This window comes from Streptomyces sp. CB00455 (genome assembly GCF_001905445.1).
Classification (GTDB): Bacteria; Actinomycetota; Actinomycetes; order Streptomycetales; family Streptomycetaceae; genus Streptomyces.
Genome location: NZ_LIVQ01000001.1, coordinates 1,143,449 through 1,163,216, shown reverse-complemented (window position 1 = coordinate 1,163,216; position 19,768 = coordinate 1,143,449). Strand labels below are relative to the sequence as shown.

At 72.2% G+C, this 19,768-nt stretch carries 16 protein-coding genes; 4 read left to right on the top strand and 12 right to left on the bottom strand.

Going from position 1 to position 19,768, the window contains the following annotated elements; all coding sequences use genetic code 11:
- The first annotated feature begins 163 nt into the window (after positions 1-163).
- Positions 164-2,221, top strand: coding sequence for a SpoIIE family protein phosphatase (locus AMK16_RS05315; RefSeq protein ID WP_073909153.1), 2,058 nt, complete (start codon positions 164-166; stop codon positions 2,219-2,221).
- A gap of 167 nt (positions 2,222-2,388) precedes the next feature.
- Here the strand turns inward: AMK16_RS05315 and AMK16_RS05310 are convergent, their stop codons facing one another.
- Together AMK16_RS05310 and AMK16_RS05305 are read right to left on the bottom strand one after the other, a co-directional pair.
- A complete protein-coding gene (locus AMK16_RS05310) occupies positions 2,389-5,226 on the bottom strand; it encodes a SpoIIE family protein phosphatase (protein ID WP_073909151.1) in 2,838 nt (945 codons plus the stop codon).
- A complete protein-coding gene (locus AMK16_RS05305) occupies positions 5,223-6,218 on the bottom strand; it encodes a GlxA family transcriptional regulator (protein WP_242438593.1) in 996 nt (331 codons plus the stop codon). Before AMK16_RS05305 ends, AMK16_RS05310 begins: the two co-directional genes overlap by 4 nt.
- Before the next feature lie 98 nt (positions 6,219-6,316).
- Here AMK16_RS05305 and AMK16_RS05300 point away from each other — a divergent pair, with 98 nt between their 5' ends.
- A complete protein-coding gene (locus tag AMK16_RS05300; protein ID WP_079191318.1) occupies positions 6,317-6,919 on the top strand; it encodes a cysteine hydrolase family protein in 603 nt (200 codons plus the stop codon).
- Positions 6,920-7,007: 88 nt separating this feature from the next.
- Here the strand turns inward: AMK16_RS05300 and AMK16_RS05295 are convergent, their stop codons facing one another.
- A complete protein-coding gene (locus tag AMK16_RS05295) occupies positions 7,008-8,156 on the bottom strand; it encodes a glycerate kinase (RefSeq protein WP_073909148.1) in 1,149 nt (382 codons plus the stop codon).
- 197 nt (positions 8,157-8,353) lie between these two features.
- On the opposite strand from AMK16_RS05295, the gene AMK16_RS05290 reads away from it, so the two are divergent.
- The gene (locus AMK16_RS05290; protein WP_073909146.1) at positions 8,354-8,854 is read left to right on the top strand and encodes an NUDIX domain-containing protein; all 501 of its coding nucleotides are present in this window, start codon (positions 8,354-8,356) and stop codon (positions 8,852-8,854) included.
- A gap of 35 nt (positions 8,855-8,889) precedes the next feature.
- Positions 8,890-9,318: a hypothetical protein gene (locus AMK16_RS05285; RefSeq protein WP_073909143.1), complete on the top strand. Its 429-nt coding sequence runs from the start codon at positions 8,890-8,892 to the stop codon at positions 9,316-9,318.
- Positions 9,319-9,466: 148 nt separating this feature from the next.
- Here the strand turns inward: AMK16_RS05285 and AMK16_RS05280 are convergent, their stop codons facing one another.
- The 9 genes from AMK16_RS05280 to ccrA form a co-directional block, all read right to left on the bottom strand.
- The gene (locus AMK16_RS05280; RefSeq protein ID WP_073910546.1) at positions 9,467-9,970 is read right to left on the bottom strand and encodes a methylated-DNA--[protein]-cysteine S-methyltransferase; all 504 of its coding nucleotides are present in this window, start codon (positions 9,968-9,970) and stop codon (positions 9,467-9,469) included.
- A 224-nt stretch (positions 9,971-10,194) separates the two neighbouring features.
- Positions 10,195-11,679 carry an AlkA N-terminal domain-containing protein gene (locus AMK16_RS05275; RefSeq protein ID WP_073909141.1) on the bottom strand — a complete coding sequence of 495 codons (1,485 nt, stop codon included), beginning with the start codon at positions 11,677-11,679 and terminating at the stop codon, positions 10,195-10,197.
- A gap of 176 nt (positions 11,680-11,855) precedes the next feature.
- Entirely contained in the window at positions 11,856-12,725 is an 870-nt protein-coding gene (pssA, locus tag AMK16_RS05270; protein WP_107417051.1) for a CDP-diacylglycerol--serine O-phosphatidyltransferase, read from the bottom strand.
- Entirely contained in the window at positions 12,712-13,368 is a 657-nt protein-coding gene (locus AMK16_RS05265) for a phosphatidylserine decarboxylase (RefSeq protein ID WP_073909135.1), read from the bottom strand. The genes pssA and AMK16_RS05265 overlap by 14 nt, the downstream gene beginning before the upstream one ends.
- Positions 13,369-13,554: 186 nt before the next feature.
- On the bottom strand, positions 13,555-14,760 hold the full coding sequence (locus AMK16_RS05260) for an acyl-CoA dehydrogenase family protein (protein ID WP_073909133.1): 1,206 nt from the start codon (positions 14,758-14,760) through the stop codon (positions 13,555-13,557).
- A gap of 2 nt (positions 14,761-14,762) precedes the next feature.
- Positions 14,763-15,275, bottom strand: coding sequence for a MaoC family dehydratase (locus tag AMK16_RS05255; RefSeq protein ID WP_073909130.1), 513 nt, complete (start codon positions 15,273-15,275; stop codon positions 14,763-14,765).
- A 5-nt stretch (positions 15,276-15,280) separates the two neighbouring features.
- On the bottom strand, positions 15,281-16,255 hold the full coding sequence (locus AMK16_RS05250) for an HpcH/HpaI aldolase/citrate lyase family protein (protein WP_073909127.1): 975 nt from the start codon (positions 16,253-16,255) through the stop codon (positions 15,281-15,283).
- A complete protein-coding gene (locus tag AMK16_RS05245) occupies positions 16,252-18,330 on the bottom strand; it encodes a protein meaA (protein WP_073909124.1) in 2,079 nt (692 codons plus the stop codon). Before AMK16_RS05245 ends, AMK16_RS05250 begins: the two co-directional genes overlap by 4 nt.
- Before the next feature lie 31 nt (positions 18,331-18,361).
- On the bottom strand, positions 18,362-19,699 hold the full coding sequence (gene ccrA / locus AMK16_RS05240) for a crotonyl-CoA carboxylase/reductase (protein WP_073909121.1): 1,338 nt from the start codon (positions 19,697-19,699) through the stop codon (positions 18,362-18,364).
- Between the last annotated feature and the right edge of the window lie 69 nt (positions 19,700-19,768).

The window sequence follows — 19,768 nt, the reverse complement described above, 5'->3', positions numbered from 1 at the left end:
CGGGAGTTACCGGAGGCATCCGGGTGCCCGCCGGGTCCCGGGCGCCCGCCGCTTCCGCCCTCCGGCGGAAGAGGCCGGAAGGCGCCGGAGACAGAGCCCCGCGCCGATGCCTCGGTTAGGGTGAATCGGTAGGAATCAGGCCCCCCGGGGTGAGGTCGGTGCGTTGGACACTTACCAGTCGACGAGCGAGGTGCCGGATCCGCCGGTGGCGGCGGTCGGGTACGCCGGCGTGCTCCGCGAGCTGCTGCCGATCGCCCTGTGGCGCGAGGACGCGGACGGCCGGATCGTGGAGTGGTCGCTGGCCGCCCAGGACCTGCTCGGACACCGCCCCGAGGACATCCTGGGCCTGCCGGGCACCGCCGTCCTGGTCCCGGAGGGCAACCGCGAACTCGCCGAAGACCTCACCCGCCGCGTCCAGGCGGGCGAGACCGTGGTCGGCACCCTGCCCGTGCGCCACCGCGACGGCCACCGCGTCGCCATGGAGATGTGGATCGTCCCCGCACCCGATCCGCAGGGCCGCACCGGCGCCATGCTCATCGCCGTGGAGACCTCCCAGGTACTCCACATGAGGGACTCGCTCGCCGCCCTGCAGAGCCTCTTCACCCAGTCGCCCATCGGCCTCGCCACCCTCGGCCGCGACCTGCGCTTCCTGCGGGTGAACGACGCCCTGGCCCGGATGAACGGCGTCTCCGCCGCCGGCCACCTGGGCAAGCGGCTCACCGAGGTGGTGCCCGGCGTCAACGCCGCCGCACTGGAGGCGACGATGCGCCAGGTCCTGGAGACGGGCCGGGCCGTCGTCGACGTCCGGCGCAGCGGGCGCACCGCCGCCGATCCCGGACGGGAGCGGACCTGGTCCTGCTCCTACGCCCCGCTCCGCGACGTCTCCGGGCGGTCCCTCGGCGTGATCGCGTCGCTCATCGACATCACCGAGGGCCAGCGGGCCCAGGCCGAAGCCGAAGGGGCCCGCCGCCGCTTCGCCCTGCTCGCCGAAGCCGGCACCCGCATCGGCACCACCCTGGACCTCAGCCAGACCGCACGGGAGGTCGTGGACGTCCTGGTGCCGCAGCTCGCGGACTCCGCCGACGTCCAGCTGCTGGAGAGCGTGCTCGAACCGGACGACGCCGCCGCCTCCAACCGCGGCGTCATGCGCCGGATCGCGGTCACCTTCCCCGACCCGTCCGCGCCCACCGCGAAACTCGCCGCCGGACAGACCGGGCAGATCCCCGCGGGCTCCGTCTACGAGCGGGTCATCGCCGACGGGCAGCCGATGAACCTCTACGTCTCCGACATCCCGGCGCTGGTCACCGACCCGCGCGCCGAGCCGCTGCGCGCCTACCTCGCCACCCTCGGGTCGGCCCGTCTGATCCCGCTGGTCGCGCGCGGCACGGTGCTCGGCGCCGTCGTCGTCACGCGGGTGCGCGAGCGGGAGCCCTTCGACGAGCAGGACTGCGTCCTGGTCGACGAGCTGGTCGCCCGCGCGGCCCTCAACATCGACAACGCCCGGATGTACACCCGCCAGCGGCACGCCGCCCTCACCCTCCGGCGCAGCCTCACCAACAGCGCCCTGCCCCGGGTCACCGGCCTCGAACTCACCGGCCGCTACCTGCCCGCCAGCGACCACGACGTCGGCGGGGACTGGTTCGACGTCATCCAGCTGCCCGGCGGCCGGACCGGGATGGTCATCGGGGACGTCATGGGCCACGGCGTCCACGCGGCGGCCGTCATGGGGCAGCTGCGCACGGCCGTACGGACCCTCGCGCGCCTCGACGTGCCGCCCGACCGGATGCTCCGCTCGCTCGACGAGACGGTGGCCGACCTCGGCGAGGACGAGATGGCCACCTGTGTCTACGCCGTCCACGACCCCGCCACGGGCGGCTGCGTGATCGCCCGCGCAGGCCATCCGCCCCCGGCCGTGGTCGGCGCCGACGGGACGGTCACCTTCCTCGACGGGCCGCCCGGCACCCCCCTCGGCGCGGGCGGGCGGGATTTCCGCACCGAGGAGGTGAGGCTGCCCGCGGGCAGCCTGCTCGCGCTGTACACCGACGGTTTGATCGAGGCCCGGGACCGGGACCTGGACCAGGGCTTGGACCGGCTGGCGCAGGCCCTTCGCGGGGTGGGGCAGCCGCTGGACGAGCTCTGCGACGGGATCCTGGAGCAGCTGCTGCCGTACGCCCCGCAGGACGACGTGGCGGTCCTGCTGGCCCGCACCCGGCCGGCCTGAACCGTCAGGCGCAGCCCGCAGCCCGCAGCCCGCAGCCCGCAGCCGCAGGCCGGCGCCCACACCACCCGCAGCCCGCCCCGCACCACCCGCCGGCCGAGGCCCGCAGCCCCTCACCCGCCGCCGTCACCGAGCGGCTGCCGGCACCCACCCCCGGTCCCGCTGCCGCCTCACCAGGCCAGGTCCTCCAGGGACTCCAGGTCCAGCGGGGCCGGAGGCGGTGGTTCCGTGCCCCCGGTCAGCGGTAGTTCGGCCCAGATGACCTTGCCGCGCTCCGTGTAGCGGGTGCCCCAGCGGTCGGCGTACTGCGCGACGAGGAACAGCCCGCGCCCGCCCTCGTCCGTCGTGGCCGCGTACCGCAGGTGCGGCGAGGTGCTGCTGCCGTCGGAGACCTCGCAGATGAGACTGCGGTCGAGCATCAGCCGGACCCGGACGGGCGCGCTCCCGTACCGGATGGCATTGGTGACCAGCTCGCTGAGGATCAGCTCGGTGGTGAAGGCGATGCCCTCCAGCCCCCAGGCGGCGAGCTGGGCGGCGCCCGCGTTGCGCACCCGCGAGACGGCCGAGGGCTCGCCCGGCACCTCCCACTCGGCGATCCGGCCGGAGTCCAGCCGCCGCGTGTCGGCGACCAGGAGCGCGATGTCGTCGGCGGGCGTCGGCGGCAGCAGCGCGGCCAGCACGTCCGCACAGGCCTGGTCGGGAGTGCGGCCGGGCCGGGTCAGGGTCTCGGCCAGCATGCGCACGCCGGTGTCGAAGTCCCGGTGACGGTCCTCCACCAGGCCGTCGGTGAACAGCACGAGCCGGCTCCCCTCGGGCAGCTCCAGCACGGTGGCCTCGAAGGGCATGCCGCCGACCCCGAGCGGGAGCCCGGCGGGCAGCTCCGGGAACTCCACCTGACCGTCGGGTCGTACGAGCGCGGGACCGGGGTGCCCGGCACTGGCCACCACGCACCGTCCGGACACCGGGTCGTAGACCGCGTACAGGCAGGTGGCTCCCGTGACGCCGGCCGGTCCGGGCACCCCGTCCGCGATGCCGTCCCCGTCCCCGTTGCCGTTGCCGGGGTCGTTGCCGTTGCCGTTGCCGGGGTCGTCGTCGCCGCTCGCGGTCTCGTCCTGGTCGATCCGGTTGATCAGTTCGTCCAGGTGCCCGAGCAGCTCGTCGGGCGGCAGGTCCAGGGTGGAGAAGTTGTGCACGGCGGTCCGCAGCCGGCCCATCGTGGCCGCCGCGTGCACCCCGTGCCCGACGACGTCGCCGACGACCAGCGCCACCCGGGCGCCGGGCAGCGGGATCACGTCGAACCAGTCACCGCCCACCCCCGCCTTCGCGGGCAGGTAGCGGAAGGCGACGTCCACGGCGGTCTGGTCGGGCAGCACCCGGGGGAGCAGACTGCGCTGGAGGGTCACGGCCGTCGCGTGCTCGCGGGTGTAGCGACGGGCGTTGTCGATGGAGACGGCGGCGCGGGCCGCGAGCTCCGCCGCGAAGGAACGATCCTCCTCCTCGAAGGCATCCGGGGTGTCGGCCGCCCGCCAGAAGTTGGCCATGCCGAGGACCACGCCCCGCGCCTGGAGGGGGACGGAGATCAGGGAGTGCAGGCCGTAGTCGAGGGCCACCCGCGTCCCTTCGGCGTCCTGGGCCCGCCATCCCATGGCGGCGTGCAGATCGGCGGCCAGCACCGCTTCGCCTGCCTCCAGGGCCGCCGCCATCGGCGCCGTCGCCACCACGAACCGGATGACGTCGCCGACCGGCTGGAGCGGCGGCCCGGGCCTGACGCCGCTGATCGCCGCGCGCCGCATCTCCGTGTACGTGCCCGAGGCCTTGGAGGGCTCGTCGCCCCGCAGCACCGGCTCCAGCAGCTCCACGGTGACGAAGTCCGCGAAACGGGGAACGGCGACCTCCGACAGTTCCTCGGCGGTCCGCACCACGTCCAGGGTCGTACCGATCCGCACCCCCGCGTCGTAGAGCAGCTGGAGCCGCTCGCGGGCCACCTCGGCCCGGCCGGAGAGCGCGGCGAGCTCGGTGGAGTCGCGCAGGGTCATGACGGTGCCCGAAGGCTGGCCCGCGTACGGCTTCGTGGGCCGTACGTTGACCGCGAGCAGCCGGTCGCCCGCCAGGTGGACCTCATCGGTCGCGACCCGGCCCGAGACGAGCAGTTCGGCGGTGCGCGGGTCGAGTCCGAGGTCGCCGACGTGCCGCTGTTCGGCGTCGGCCGGCAGGTCGAGCAGGCGCCGGGCCTCGTCGTTGGCCAGGACCAGTCTCCCGTCGGCGCCGATGATGAGCACGCCCTCGCGGACGGCGTGCAGCACGGCCTCGTGGTGCTCGTTCATCCGCGTCATCTCGGCGGCGCCCCAGCCGTGGGTCTGGCGCCGCAGCCGGCGGCTGACCAGGAAGGCGCCCCCCGTGCCCAGCAGCAGCGCGCCCGCCGCCACCCCGAGGAGCAGCGGCAGCTGGCCCTGCACCGCGCCGGAGACGTTCCCCACCTCGATGCCGCTGCCCACCAGGCCGATGACGGCGCCCCGCGCGTCGCGTACGGGCACGACGGCCCGCACCGCGTCGCTGGGCGCCCCCTTGAAGGTCTCGATGAAGGACTCCCCGGCGAGGGCGCGGGAGAGGTCGCCCGTGGCGCGCTTGCCGATGAGTTCGGGGCGCGAGTCGGTGTAGCGGATGCCCTCGGGGCTCATCACGGCGATGAAGTCGACGCCCGCGGCCCGGCGGGCGGAATCGGCCAGCGGCTGGAGTTCGGCGCTCGGGTCGTCCGACTTCAGCGCAGCGGGCAGACCGGGGGCGTGCGCGAAGGCTTCGGCGGCCGCGAGCGAGCGGTTGCGGGCGTCACGCTGGCTGTCGTAGCGGGACTGCACCACCAGCGCCACCGCGGCCGCGGTGATCAGCAGCAGCACGATGACGGCCTGCAAGGCGAAGACCTGACCGGCGACGCTGCGCGCCCCGAGGGACAGCCGCGACAGCAGGCGCGGGGCCCATCCGGTCGGCTGGCGGCCAAAACGTCCGGTCATGAGCCCTTTCTAACACTGTCGCGGGTGTTTGGGGGTGGCTGCGGGACGGCGGCGGCCGCCCGGTAAGCCCGCGGGCTGAGCCCCACGTGGGAGGTGAAGTGCTGGCGGAAGGTGACCTCGCTGGCGAAACCGGCCCGCCGGGCCACCTCCGGGACCGGATGGTCGGTGCGTTCGAGCAGCCTGCGGGCCGCGTCCAGCCGGTGGCCCAGCAGCCACCGGTGGGGGGTGGTGCCGGTGGCCGCGACGAAGTGCCGGGCGAAGGAGCGCGGGGACATGCCCGCCCAGCCGGCCAGGGTGCCCACGTCCAGCGGTTCGTGCAGCCGCAGCAGGGCCCGCTCCCGTACGGCGGCCAGCGCCTCGGCGGTCCGGTCGGCGGCGGGCGTCGGCCGGTCCAGGTACTGGGCGTGGTCCCCGGTGCGGTAGGGGCCCGTCACCATGGAGCGGGCGACGGCGGCGGCGGCCTCGGCGCCGTGCGCCTCGCGGACCAGGTGCAGGCAGAGGTCGATCCCGGAGGCCACCCCGGCGGAGGTCCACAGTCCGCCGTCCTCGACGTAGAGCGGGGCGTCCTCGACGAGCACCCCCGGGTACAGGGCGGCGAGCCGTGGCGCCAGCCACCAGTGCGTCACCGCCCGGCGTCCCTCCAGCAGCCCGGCCTCCGCCAGGACGAACGCCCCCGCGCACAGCGCCGCCACCGGGACGCCCCGGGCGTGCGCCCCGCGCAGGGCGGCGAGGGCCGGCCCCGGCGTCGGACGGGCCGGCTCGGCCAGCGCCGGTACGACGACCAGGTCCGCGGTGGCCAGCCAGTCGAGCCCGCGGTCGGGAGCCAGCGTCAGACCGCCGGGCAGGGAGATCGGCCCGGGCTCCACCGCGCACCGGCGCAGTTCGAAGGGCGGCACCCCGTCACGGCTGCGGTCCGGGCCCCACACCTCGGTGATCACGGCGAGGTCGAAGCTGCGGATGCCGGGCTGGACGAGGATCGCGACACGGTGCACCAGCCCAGTGTGCCATCCTGCCAGCGCTGGCAGGATCCCATCGGTCCGGGGCGCCGACGGCCCTGTCGGCGCCCGGCCCGGACGCAGAGGATGGAGGCATGACACAGACCGCGATCGAGATCGCCCCGAACAGCGCCCTGCTGGTCATCGACGTACAGCGGGGCTTCGACGACCCCTCCTTCTGGGGGCCGCGCAACAACCCGGCCGCCGAGGACAACATCGCCGCCCTGATGGACGCCTGGCGCGCCTCGGGCCGGCCGGTGGTGCTGGTACGGCACGCCTCGCGTCCCGGCTCCGTCCTCGCGCCCGACCACCCCGGGCACGCCTTCAAGGACCTGGTCGAGGAACGCAGGTACGAGTCCCTGCTGATCACCAAGACCGTGAACTCCGCCTTCTACGGCACCCCGGACCTGGCCGAGTGGCTCACCGCCGGCGGCATCGGCCAGGTCGTGCCGGTGGGCATCCAGACCAACATGTGCGTCGAGACCACCGCCCGGATGGCCGGGAACCTCGGTTACGACGTCCTCGTCCCGCTCGACGCCACCCACACCTTCGACCTCGCCGGCCCGCAGGGCCCGGGCCTGACCGCCGACGAACTGGCCACCGCCACCGCGGTCAACCTGGCAGGCGGGGGCTTCGCCCGCGTGGTGACGACGGCGGAGGTGCTGGCGGCCGTCCAGAGCGCCCCCGCGGCCCCGTGAAGCGGGCCGGGCGGCCCGCCCGGCCGCCGCGAGCACGGCCGAGGGCCCGCATCCCCGGGCGGGGATCCGGGCCCTCGGCCGTACGGGGTCAGAGCACGTCGGCCGCGATGCGGGCCGCGACCTGCTCCAGCAGGGGACCGGCGTTCGGGATGGACTTGGCCGGATCGGGTTCCACGTCCGAGAGCGGGTACGCCCTGCGGATGCCGGCGGTCTCCAGCGCCTCCTGGTCCAGCAAAAGCCGGCCGCAGACCGCCACGACCGGCTTGCCCGCGGCCCGGGCGGCCGCCGCGACACCGGCCGGGGCCTTGCCGTGCAGGGTCTGCTCGTCCAGCGAGCCCTCACCGGTGATGACCAGCGTCGCCCGCTCCAGCGCGGGGGCGAAGCCCAGCACCTCCAGCATCAGCTCGATGCCGGGGCGGAAGGTGGCCCCGAGGAGCAGCGCCCCGTAGCCGATGCCGCCGGCACCGCCCGCGCCCGGGAGCGCCGCGCACTCGGCGGCCCTGGCGCCGATCGACTTCTCCAGCACCCCCGCGAAGTGCGCCAGCGCCGCGTCGAGCGCCGCCACCTCCTCGGGGGACGCCCCCTTCTGCGGGCCGTAGACCGCCGGTGCGCCCTTCGGACCCGTCAGCGGGTTGTCCACGTCGCTCGCGAGGACGAGCTCCACCTCCGCGAAGCGGGGGTCGATGCCGGAGAGGTCGGCCGAGGCCAGCCCGGCCAGCGCACCGCCGCCCGGTCCGACCGGTTCGCCGTTCGCATCCAGGAAGACCGCGCCCAGCGCGGCCAGCATGCCGGCGCCGCCGTCGGTGGTGGCACTGCCGCCCACACCGAAGACGATCGTGCGCGCGCCCGCGTCCAGCGCGGCCTTCAGCAGCTCGCCCGAGCCGTACGTGGTGGCCGTCAGCGGCGCGAAGGTGCCCGTCGGCAGCAACTGCAGCCCGGAGGCCTCCGCCATCTCGACCACGGCGGTCTCCCCGCGCAGCGCGAAGGCGGCCGTGACCTGGTCGCCGAGGGGCCCGGTGACCCGTACCTCCCGGCGTTCGAAACCGGCCGCCACCGCGGCCGCGACCGTGCCGTCGCCGCCGTCCGCGACGGGGAGGGTCTCGATCTCCACGCCCGGTACGGCCCTGCGCAGACCCGCCGTCACCCGCTCCGCGACCTGCACGGCCGTGAGCGAACCCTTGAATTTGTCCGCGGCGATGAGCACGCGCGCGGCCTCGTTTACTGCTCCGTCCGTCACCTTGCTGATCCCTTGCTATCGAACAGTGCAGTCGCGCCGCCATGAGCCTATCCGGAGGATCCTCCTATGCCCATGGGTGGCCTGGGTCACACCCGGCCCGACATGCGTCCAGACAGGGACATACGGCTGCGAAGCCGGGCGTGGGCAGGGGCGGACCGGGCAGCCGCGGGCCGTGGGGCCCTGGGTAGGGTGGCGCAGTGACCACCACGGATGACTACGCCACCTACATCGCGAGCCTGCCCCGGGTGCTGGCCGGCGCGGCCGCCCTCTACCGGGACGCCGAGGGTCGCGTCCTGATCGTCGAGCCCAACTACCGCGAAGGGTGGGCCCTGCCGGGCGGCACGATCGAATCGGACCAGGGCGAGTCACCGCGGGCCGCAGCCCGCCGCGAGAGCGCCGAGGAGATCGGCATCGACGTGCCGCTCGGCCGGTTGCTCGCCGTCGACTGGACCTTGGGCGCGGGCCGTCCGCCGCTGGTCGCCTACCTCTACGACGGCGGCGTCCTGGACGCCGCTCAGATCGCCTCCATCACGCTCCAGGAGGAGGAACTCCTGTCCTGGCGGTTCGTGGAGCCGGCCGAACTGACGGCCCGCCTGGGCGGATCGCTGGGTCTGCGCGCCCGGGAGGCCTACCGGGTCCTCCAGTCGGGCGAGGGCACCGTGGAACTGGAGAACGGCCGGCGCCCGGCCTCCTCGTGACACCGGGCTTACTGCGAGCAGGACAGAATCAGCTGATGATCACGATGTACGCCTGGCCCAGTACCGCCGACGGGCCCGACGCCCTGCCCATGGTCCACTTCACCACCGACGAGCAGGCCGGCGGCGAGGTGACCCCGGAGGGGACACCGGTCTGGCTGTTCGACACCGCGATCCGCGAGGGCGGCTGGGCCCAGTTCACCGACTTCGAGGGATGGTCCGTGCCCGCCACCCAGTGGCAGGCCTTCTACCGCCGCGAGGACGACCTCCTCGCCGTCAACGGCCCCGGCTCCTGCGAGGGCTGGTACCAGGGCAACCTCGGCGCCGACGCCGACTGGGTGGCGGCGGCCTGCGCCCAGCAGAGCGTGGTCCTGCTCGCGGCGCCCGTCCAGCACCCGTCGCTCTACGGCTACGCGGTGGAGGCGGGCGCCGCCTTCGCCCTGCTGGTCCCGCTGCTCGTCGTCTAGTGCTGTGACCGGAAGGGTTTGGCGGGCGCCGCGACCCGGTGAACCTCTCCGGTCACAGCACCAGCCAGGGGGTGCCGTGCCGGTCGGAGCACGCGCCCCGGGCCGGCCCGACCTGCACGGCACCCCCTTGCCCCTCCACGCGCCGGCCTCAGAGCTGCCGGGCGCCCGCTTCGAAGGCCAGCAGCCGCACCTTGCGCTCCACCCCGCCGCCGTATCCGGTCATGGCGCCGGAGGCCCCGATCACCCGGTGGCACGGCACGATGATCCCGACCGGGTTCTTCCCGTTCGCCAGTCCCACGGCGCGCGAGGCCGTCGGCCGGCCCAGCTCGGCCGCGAGCTTCCCGTACGACCACGTCTCGCCGTAGGGAATCCGCACCAGCTGGTCCCACACGCGCCGCTGGAAGTCGGTGCCCTCCAGCCGGAGCGGCAGGTCGAAAGAGGTGAGCTCCCCGGCGAAGTAGGCGGTCAGCTGCCGCGCCACCTCGGGGAAGGGCTCCTCGCAGGCGGCGACCCGCTCCCCGAAGGACTCCTCGGCGGGGCGGTGGCGCTGGCCGGTCATGTAGAGGCCGCTGAGGACGCCGTCCGTGGCGACGACGGTGAGCGGGCCGTAGGGGCTGTCGACGACGGTGTGCTGCTTGCGGGCGAGGTGCACGGTCCGCACGTGCAGACCGCCGCGGGCGGCGGCCGGGCGGGTCGCGGCCGGGCGGGTCGCGTGCGCGCCGGTCGCGGTCGGGCCCATCGGGCTCGGGTCCGTCCCGTTCCGGTCCGTCCCGCTCGGGCCGCCCGTGATCGGGCCGCCCGTCATCTGGTCGCCCGTCATCGGGCGGTGCGCGGTCGGGCCGTTCGTGGTCGTGCGGTTCATGGTCCGGGGGCCTTTCAGGCGGGCAGGTGGTTGATGGGGTGGGCGTCCGTGGCCCACAGGTACTGGACGGCGTAGGCGCGCCAGGGCCGCCAGCCGACCGCGCGGGCGGTCAGGGCGGCCGGGGTGGACGGCAGGCCGATCCCCTTCGCCGCCCGGCGCACGCCCAGATCCGACGGCAGGAAGGCGTCCGGGTCGCCGAGCGCGCGCATCGCGATGATCTCGGTGGTCCACGGGCCGAAGCCCGGCAGCGCGCAGAGCCGGGACCGGGCCGCCTCCCAGTCGCTGTCGATGCCGAGCGGGAGCGAGCCGTCCGCCAGCGCCGCGACCAGTGTGGTGAAGGTGGTCCGACGGCTGCGCGGCATGGCCAGGGACTCCGGATCCACCCCGGCGAGGGCCTGCGGGGAGGGGAAGAGGTGGGTGAGGCCGCCCAGCGGGTCCTCGACGGGTTCGCCGTGCGCGGCGACCAGCCGGGCCGCGTGGGTACGCGCCGCCGCCGTGGACACCTGCTGGCCCAGTACGGCCCGTACGGCGAACTCCGCCGCGTCGACCGTACGGGGAACCCGGCGCCCCGGGGCCTTGTCCACGACCGGGGCCAGCAGCGGGTCGGCGCGCAGCTGCTCGTCGACGGCCTCGGGATCGGCGTCGAGGTCGAGCATCCAGCGGCAGCGGCTGATGGCGATGGTCAGATCGCGCAGGTCGGTCAGGGCCAGCCGGCAGCCGATGTGGTCCGGCTGGGGGGTCAGGGCGACGATCCCGGTGCCGTAGGGCAGGCGCAGGGTGCGGCGGTAGGCGCCGTCCCGCCACTCCTCGACGCCGGGGACGGCGGTCGCCGCCAGGTGGCCGAAGAGGTTGTCGGGGTTGAGGGGCGCCCGGAACGGCAGCCGGAGGCTGATCGTCCCCGGGATCCGGGGCTGCGCGTTCTTCCGGAGGCTGGCCTTGACCGCCCGCTCGCGCAGTGCGCTCGGCGAGAGGGCGTAGACCTCGCGCACGGTGTCGTTGAAAGTGCGGATGGAGGAGAATCCGGCGGCGAAGGCCACGTCGCCCATCGGGAGCTCCGAGGTCTCGATGAGCAGCCGGGCGGTCTGGGCGCGCTGGGCCCGGGCGAGGGCCAGCGGACCGGCGCCGAGCTCGGCGCCGAGCTGCCGTTCCACCTGGCGGGCGGAGTAGCCGAGGCGGGCGGCGAGTCCCGGCACGCCCTCCCGGTCGACGACCCCGTCCTGGATCAGCCGCATGGCGCGGGCCACGGCGTCGGCGCGGGCGTTCCACTCGGGGGAGCCCGGGCTGGTGTCGGGCCGGCACCGCTTGCAGGCCCGGAAACCGGCCTGCTGGCAGGCGGCGGCGCTGGGCAGGAAGGTCATGTTCTCGACCTTGGGCGGCACGGCGGGGCAGCTCGGCCGGCAGTAGATCCGGGTGGTCAGGACGGCGGTGAAGAACCAGCCGTCGAAGCGGGCGTCCTTCGACCGCACGGCTCTGACGCAACGCTCGGTATCGGTGTGCATGGCTCCAGGATCCGGCCCCGGCCCCCTGTCGGCTGGCGGTTTTCCGACATCAAGGCTAACGCCCCACGGCGCGTCGGAGGCCTCGGAGGCGTCGCAGGGTCAGCGTCCGGCGGCGCCGGCCGGCAGCACGAAGGCCCCGGATGCGGAGTGCATCCGGGGCCTTCGGGAGCGTGTGGTCAGCGCGGCGTCGCGGCGCGGGCCTCACGACGGTTGTGGCGGAAGGTGTTCGCCCGACGGGTCGTGGCGAACAGCGGGATGGTCGCCGCCAGGGCGATCTGGAGCGCACAGCCCGTCTGGAGCAGCAGCTGGCCGCCCGGAGCGTCGAAGGCCCAGGCCGCCAGCAGTCCCATCGCACCGACGATCCAGCTGAGCATCGCCACCGCGAGGACGCCCCGCGGCTTGGGGTACTCGACCCGGCTCACCATCAGCCAGGCCACGCCCACGATCGCCAGCAGCGTGGGCGGGAAGGGCAGCTCCAGCAGGACGACGGAGACGACCGTGAGGGCGCCGAAGGGGCTCGGCATGCCCTGGAACATGCCGTCCTTCATCGTCACGCAGCTGAATCTGGCCAGCCTGAGCACCACGGCCAGCAGCACCACGATCGCGGCCAGCGCCGACACCTTCTGGTGCGCGTCGTCGGCGACCATGCCGTAGACGAGCACGAAGTAGGCGGGAGCCAGGCCGAAGCTGATCAGGTCGGACAGGTTGTCCAGTTCGGCGCCCATCGGCGAGCTGCGCAGCTTGCGGGCCACGATGCCGTCGAAGAGGTCGAAGACCGCGGCGAGCAGCATCAGTATCACCGCCGTCGCGGCGCTGTGCCGGGCCATGCCCGATTCCCCGCTGCCGGTGAGGTGCGGGATGAGGATCCCTGTGGTGGTGAAGTACACCGCCATGAATCCGCACGTCGCGTTGCCGAGGGTGAGCGTGTCCGCTATCGACAGCCGCAGCGAGAGCGGCATGTCGTCCTCGGCGGACTCCTCCTCGGCGGGCTCGGGCACCCACCCGCCCGACGGCGTGGCGGGAGTCTCGGGGTCAGTCACGGTCAATTCGGGTCACCCCCGCGGTGGTGGCCTGCCCGACCTCGACCGCGACCTCGACACCCTCGGGAAGGTAGATGTCGACGCGGGAGCCGAAGCGGATCAGACCGATGCGCTCGCCCTGCTCGACCTTGGTGCCGGCCGGGAGGTACGGGACGATGCGCCGGGCGACGGCGCCGGCGATCTGCACCATCTCGATGTCGCCGAGCTCGGTGTCGAAGTGCCAGACAACGCGCTCGTTGTTCTCGCTCTCCTTGTTGAACGCCGGAACGAATCCGCCGGGGATGTGCTCCACGGACGTCACCGTGCCGGCGAGGGGTGCACGGTTGACGTGGACGTTCAGCGGGCTCATGAAGATCGCGACCCGGGTCCGGCCGTCCTTCCACGGCATGATGCTCTGCACCACACCGTCGGCGGGCGAGATGACCCGGCCCTGGGCGATCTCACGCTCGGGGTCGCGGAAGAACCACAGCATGCCCGCCGCGAGCGCGGTGACGGGCACGGCCGCCGCGGCCCAGCGCCCGGACTTGCGAGCCCGGGTGAGGCTGAGCGCCGCGGTGGCGACGGTCGGCAGAAGCCACGGCGATGCTCCGCGCGCGAGGCGTACGCCAAGGAGGCTGTCGCGAGGTGCAGAGGTTTGGCTGTGGGGCATGGATGACCTTCGTAGCGGGTGATTGCCGCGCCGCAAACAGGGGGACGGGACGGCGGCTTTACTGGAATGCTATCGGTTGCGCGCAACAACTGGGCAAGCCAGAAGCCGAGTCGATGGCCGTCGGCCAGTGACTGCCAGTGACACTTCTGCGACGGACCAGTGGATGATCCGCCGCAAAAGGTACTTTCAGCCCTGGAGCCGGTACTCCTCCAGCAGGCGTCGCCCGATGATCATTTTCTGGATCTCGGCGGTACCTTCACCGATCAGCAGCATCGGGGCCTCGCGGTAAAGGCGCTCGATCTCGTACTCCTTGGAGAACCCGTATCCGCCATGGATACGGAAGGCGTCCTCCACCACCTCCTTGCAGTACTCGGAGGCGAGGTACTTCGCCATCCCCGCTTCGAGGTCGTTTCGTTCCCCAGAGTCCTTTTTGCGTGCTGCATTGACCATCATGGCATGGGCGGCTTCGACCTTGGTAGCCATTTCGGCCAGCTTGAACTGGATGGCCTGGTGCTCGGCGATCGCCTTGCCGAAAGTGTGACGTTGCTGGGCATACGAGACGCCCAGCTCGAAGGCACGCTGTGCGACGCCGCAGCCACGGGCCGCCACGTTGACCCGCCCGACCTCGACCCCGTCCATCATTTGGTAAAACCCTCGGCCCGTCTGGCCCCCGAGGACCCGATTGGCCGGAATGCGCAGTCCGTCCATGATGAGCTCGGTCGTGTCGACGCCCTTGTAGCCCATCTTGTCGATCTTGCCCGGAATGGTCAGGCCCGGACGCACCTCACCGAAGCCCGGCTCCTTCTCGACGAGGAAGGTCGTCATCGACTTGTGGGGCGCCGTGCCCTCGGGGTGTCCTTCGTCACTCCGGACCAGAACGGCCACCAGAGTGGACGTGCCGCCGTTGGTCAGCCACATCTTCTGGCCGTTCAGGACGTACTCGTCGCCGTCCTTCACCGCCTTGGACGTGATGGCCGACACGTCCGAGCCCAGCGCGGGCTCGGACATCGAGAACGCGCCCCGCACCTCGCCCAGCGCCATACGGGGCAGGAAGTGGTCCTTCTGCTCCTGCGTGCCGTGCTGCTTGAGCATGTACGCCACGATGAAGTGCGTGTTGATGATGCCCGAGACGGACATCCAGCCACGCGCGATCTCCTCGACGCACAGGGCGTAGGTGAGGAGCGACTCACCCAGGCCGCCGTACTCCTCCGGGATCATCAGCCCGAAGAGGCCGAGCTCCTTGAGGCCGTCGACGATGTCCTGGGGGTACTCGTCGCGGTGCTCCAGCTGGGTCGCGACCGGGATGATCTCCTTGTCGACGAACTCCCGGACGGTCTTGAGGATCTCCCGCTGGACGTCGTTGAGCCCGGCGGTCTGGGCGAGTCGGGCCATGGCTACTTCCCCTGTTCCTTCAGCGTGGGCCGGCCGGGCTGCTCGCCGCCGCGCTCCTTGATGTACGTCTCGGTCGGGACCATCACCTTGCGCCGGAAGACGCAGACGAGGGTGCCGTCCTGCTTGTAGCCCTTGGTCTCCACGTAGACGATGCCGCGGTCGTCCTTCGACTTCGACGGCGTCTTGTCGAGGACCGTGGTCTCGCCGTAGAGGGTGTCGCCGTGGAAGGTCGGGGCCACGTGCCGCAGCGACTCGATCTCCAGGTTGGCGATCGCCTTGCCGGAGACGTCCGGGACGGACATGCCCAGCAGCAGCGAGTAGATGTAATTGCCCACGACCACGTTCTTGCCGAAGTCGGTCGTGTTCTCGGCGTAGTTGCTGTCCATGTGGAGCGGGTGGTGGTTCATGGTCAGCAGACAGAAGAGGTGGTCGTCGTACTCGGTGACCGTTTTTCCGGGCCAGTGCTTGTAGACCGCCCCGACCTCGAACTCTTCGTACGTGCGTCCGAACTGCATGGCGCTCAGGCCTCCGGGATCTCGAACTTGCTGGTGCGCTGCATGCCCGCGGCGCGGCCCTTGCCCGCGATGACCAGGGCCATCTTGCGACTGGCCTCGTCGATCATCTCGTCGCCGAGCATCGCCGAGCCCTTCTTGCCGCCGGCCTCGGAGGTGCACCAGTCGTAGGCGTCGAGGATCAGCTCGGCGTGGTCGTAGTCCTCCTGCGAGGGGGAGAAGACCTCGTTCGCCGCGTCGACCTGGCCGGGGTGCAGCACCCACTTGCCGTCGAAGCCCAGCGCCGCCGCCCGGCCGGCCACCTCGCGGTAGGCGTCCACGTCGCGGATCTGGAGGAAGGGGCCGTCGATGGCCTGGAGGTTGTGGGTGCGGGCCGCCATCAGGATCCGCATCAGGATGTAGTGGTAGGCGTCCGCGCCGTAGCCGGGCGGCTGCATGCCCACGACCAGCGTCTTCATGTTGATCGAGGCCATGAAGTCGGCCGGGCCGAAGATGATGGTCTCCAGCCGGGGGGACGCCGCGGCGATCTCGTCGACGTTCACCAGGCCCTTGGCGTTCTCGATCTGCGCCTCGATGCCGATCTTGCCGACCTCGAAGCCCATCGTCTTCTCGATCTGGGTCAGCAGGAGGTCCAGCGCCACGATCTGCTGGGCGTCCTGGACCTTCGGCAGCATGATGCAGTCGAGGTTCTGCCCGGCGCCCTCGACGACGGTGATGACGTCGCGGTACGTCCAGTGGGTGGTCCAGTCGTTGACGCGCACCACCCGGGTCTTGCCCGTCCAGTCGCCGTTGTTCAGCGCGTCCACGATCGTGTGGCGGGCGCCCTCCTTGGCGAGCGGGGCGCAGGCGTCCTCCAGGTCGAGGAAGACCTGGTCGGCCGGCAGGCCCTGGGCCTTCTCCAGGAAGCGCGGGTTCGACCCGGGGACCGCGAGGCAGGAGCGGCGCGGGCGGAGACGGTTCACCGGGTGGACGGGCGTGGTCATGCGGGGACCTCCGAGCTTGCAGCGATTGCGGTGTTGTCGAGCGGGTGGAGCTTGTTGGCCTTGCGGATCTCGTCGACGATACGGCCGATGATCTCCGTGATGCCGAAGTCCTTGGGAGTGAAGACCGCGGCGACTCCGGCGGCCTTGAGCGTCACGGCGTCGGCGTTCGGAATGATGCCTCCGACGATGACGGGGATGTCACCCGCCCCCGCGGTACGCAGGCGCTCCAGGACATCCGGGACGAGCGCGCTGTGCGAGCCGGACAGGATGGACAGTCCCACGCAGTGCACGTCCTCGGCCAGTGCCGCCGAGGAGATCTCCTGCGGCGTCAGCCGGATGCCCTGGTAGACCACTTCGAAGCCCGCGTCGCGGGCCCGGACGGCGATCTGCTCGGCGCCGTTGGAGTGCCCGTCCAGGCCGGGCTTGCCGACCAGCAGGCGCAGCCGGCCCGAGCCGAGCTCCTCGGCCGTACGGGCGACCTTCTCGCGGACCAGGGCCATCGGCGTGCCCGCCTCGGCGGTGACCGCCACCGGAGCCGAGGAGACCCCGGTCGGGGCGCGGAACTCGCCGAACACCTCGCGCAGCGCGTTCGCCCACTCCCCGGTGGTGACACCCGCCCTGGCGCACTCCAGGGTGGCCTCCATCAGGTTCTCGGTGCCCGCCGCGGCCTCCTTGAGGCGTTCCAGGGCCTGCTGCGTGGTGGGGAAGACGAAGGGGTCGCCGTTCCCCTGCCGGTCGGAGGACTCCTGCCGCTCCTGCCGCCAGCGGCCGATGCGCTCCACGGTCAGCGCCTCCACCGCAGCGTCGACCGTCATGATGGCGCCGTCCAGGTCGGCGGTGAGCGGGTTCTCCTCGGTCTGCTGGAAGCAGTTCACGCCGACGATCTTGTCCTCGCCCGCCTCGATCCGCGCCCGCCGCTCGGCGTGCGAGGAGACCAGCTGGGACTTCAGGTAGCCGGACTCGACGGCGGCCATCGCGCCGCCCATCTCCTGGATCCGGTCGATCTCCGCCAGGCACTCGGTCACCAGGGAGTCGACCTTCGCCTCGATGACGTGGGAGCCGGCGAAGATGTCCTCGTACTCCAGCAGGTCGCTCTCGTGTGCCAGGACCTGCTGGATGCGCAGCGACCACTGCTGGTCCCAGGGCCGGGGCAGGCCCAGCGCCTCGTTCCAGGCGGGCAGCTGCACGGCGCGGGCGCGGGCGTCCTTGGAGAGGGTCACGGCCAGCATCTCCAGCACGATGCGCTGGACGTTGTTCTCCGGCTGCGCCTCGGTCAGGCCCAGGGAGTTGACCTGGACGCCGTAGCGGAAGCGCCGCTGCTTGTCGTCCTCGATGCCGTACCGCTCGCGGGTGACCTTGTCCCAGATGCGGCCGAAGGCGCGCATCTTGCACATCTCCTCGATGAAGCGGACGCCCGCGTTCACGAAGAAGGAGATCCGGGCCACCACTTCGCCGAAGCGCTCCTCGGGCACCTGGCCCGAGTCGCGGACAGAGTCCAGCACCGCGATCGCGGTCGACATCGCGTACGAGATCTCCTGGACCGGGGTGGCTCCGGCCTCCTGGAGGTGGTAGGAGCAGATGTTGATCGGGTTCCACTTCGGGATGTGGTTGACCGTGTACGCGATCATGTCCGTCGTCAGGCGGAGCGAGGGCCCCGGCGGGAAGACGTGCGTCCCGCGGGAGAGGTACTCCTTGACGATGTCGTTCTGCGTGGTGCCCTGGAGCCGGGAGACGTCGGCGCCCTGCTCCTCGGCGGCCACCTGGTAGAGCGCCAGCAGCCACATGGCCGTGGCGTTGATCGTCATCGAGGTGTTCATCTGCTCCAGGGGGATGTCCTGGAACAGCCGCCGCATGTCGCCCAGGTGCGAGACCGGGACCCCGACCCGGCCGACCTCGCCGCGGGCGAGGATGTGGTCGGGGTCGTAGCCGGTCTGTGTCGGCAGGTCGAAGGCGACCGACAGGCCGGTCTGGCCCTTGGCGAGGTTGCGGCGGTACAGCTCGTTGGACGCCTCGGCCGTGGAGTGGCCGGCGTACGTCCGCATGAGCCACGGACGGTCCTTCTGGCGCTCTGTCATCTCAGGCTGTCCCTTTGGCCCTTGACCGGTCTCAGACGTTCCGGAAACGGTTGATCGCGTCGAGGTGCTCGGCCCGCAGCTCGTGGTCGCGCACGCCCAGGCCCTCCTCGGGTGCCAGCGCGAGGACGCCGACCTTGCCCTGGTGGAGGTTGCGGTGGACGTCGTAGGCGGCCTGGCCGGTCTCCTCCAGGGAGTAGACCTTCGACAGGGTGGGGTGGATCTTGCCCTTGGCGATCAGGCGGTTGGCCTCCCACGCCTCGCGGTAGTTCGCGAAGTGCGAACCGATGATCCGCTTGAGCGACATCCACAGGTAGCGGTTGTCGTACTCGTGCATGTAGCCCGAGGTCGAGGCGCAGGTGGTGATGGTGCCGCCCTTGCGGGTGACGTAGACGCTCGCACCGAAGGTCTCGCGGCCGGGGTGCTCGAAGACGATGTCGATGTCCTCGCCGCCGGTCAGCTCGCGGATGCGCTTGCCGAAGCGCTTCCACTCCTTGGGGTCCTGGGTGTGCTCGTCCTTCCAGAACTTGTAGCCCTCGGCGTTGCGGTCGATGACCGCCGTCGCGCCCATCGCGCGGCAGATGTCCGCCTTCTCGGGGCTGGAGACCACGCAGATCGGGTTGGCGCCGCCGGCCAGCGCGAACTGGGTGGCGTACGAGCCGAGGCCGCCGCTGGCGCCCCAGATCAGGACGTTGTCGCCCTGCTTCATGCCGGCGCCGTTGCGGGAGACCAGCTGGCGGTAGGCGGTGGAGTTCACCAGGCCGGGGGAGGCGGCCTCCTCCCAGCTGAGGTGGCCGGGCTTGGGCATCAGCTGGTTCGACTTGACCAGCGCGATCTCCGCGAGGCCGCCGAAGTTCGTCTCGAAGCCCCAGATGCGCTGCTCGGGGTCGAGCATCGTGTCGTTGTGGCCGTCGGAGGACTCCAGCTCGACCGAGAGGCAGTGGGCGACGACCTCGTCGCCCGGCTGCCAGGCGTTGACGCCCGGGCCGGTGCGCAGGACGACGCCCGCGAGGTCGGAGCCGATGACGTGGTACGGGAGGTCGTGGCGCTTGCTGAGCTCCGACAGGCGCCCGTAGCGCTCCAGGAAGCTGAAGGTGGACACCGGCTCGAAGATCGAGGTCCACACGGAGTTGTAGTTGACGGAGGAGGCCATGACGGCCACCAGCGCCTCGCCGGGTCCCAGTTCGGGGACCGGGACCTGGTCGAGGTGCAGGGACTTGCGCGGGTCCTTCTCGCGGGTGGTGAGCCCGGCGAACATCTCCGCCTCGTCCTTGTGCACGGTGATCGCGCGGTAGGAGTCGGGGAGCGGCAGGGCCGCGTAGTCGGCGGCCGTCGCGGCCTGCGACTGGATCGCGTCCAGGATGTCCTTCACGGTAGAGCCTCCGGCTTGGCGCTGATGAGGGTGCGCTGGGGGATACGCGTTTGCGTGCGTGTGGGCGGG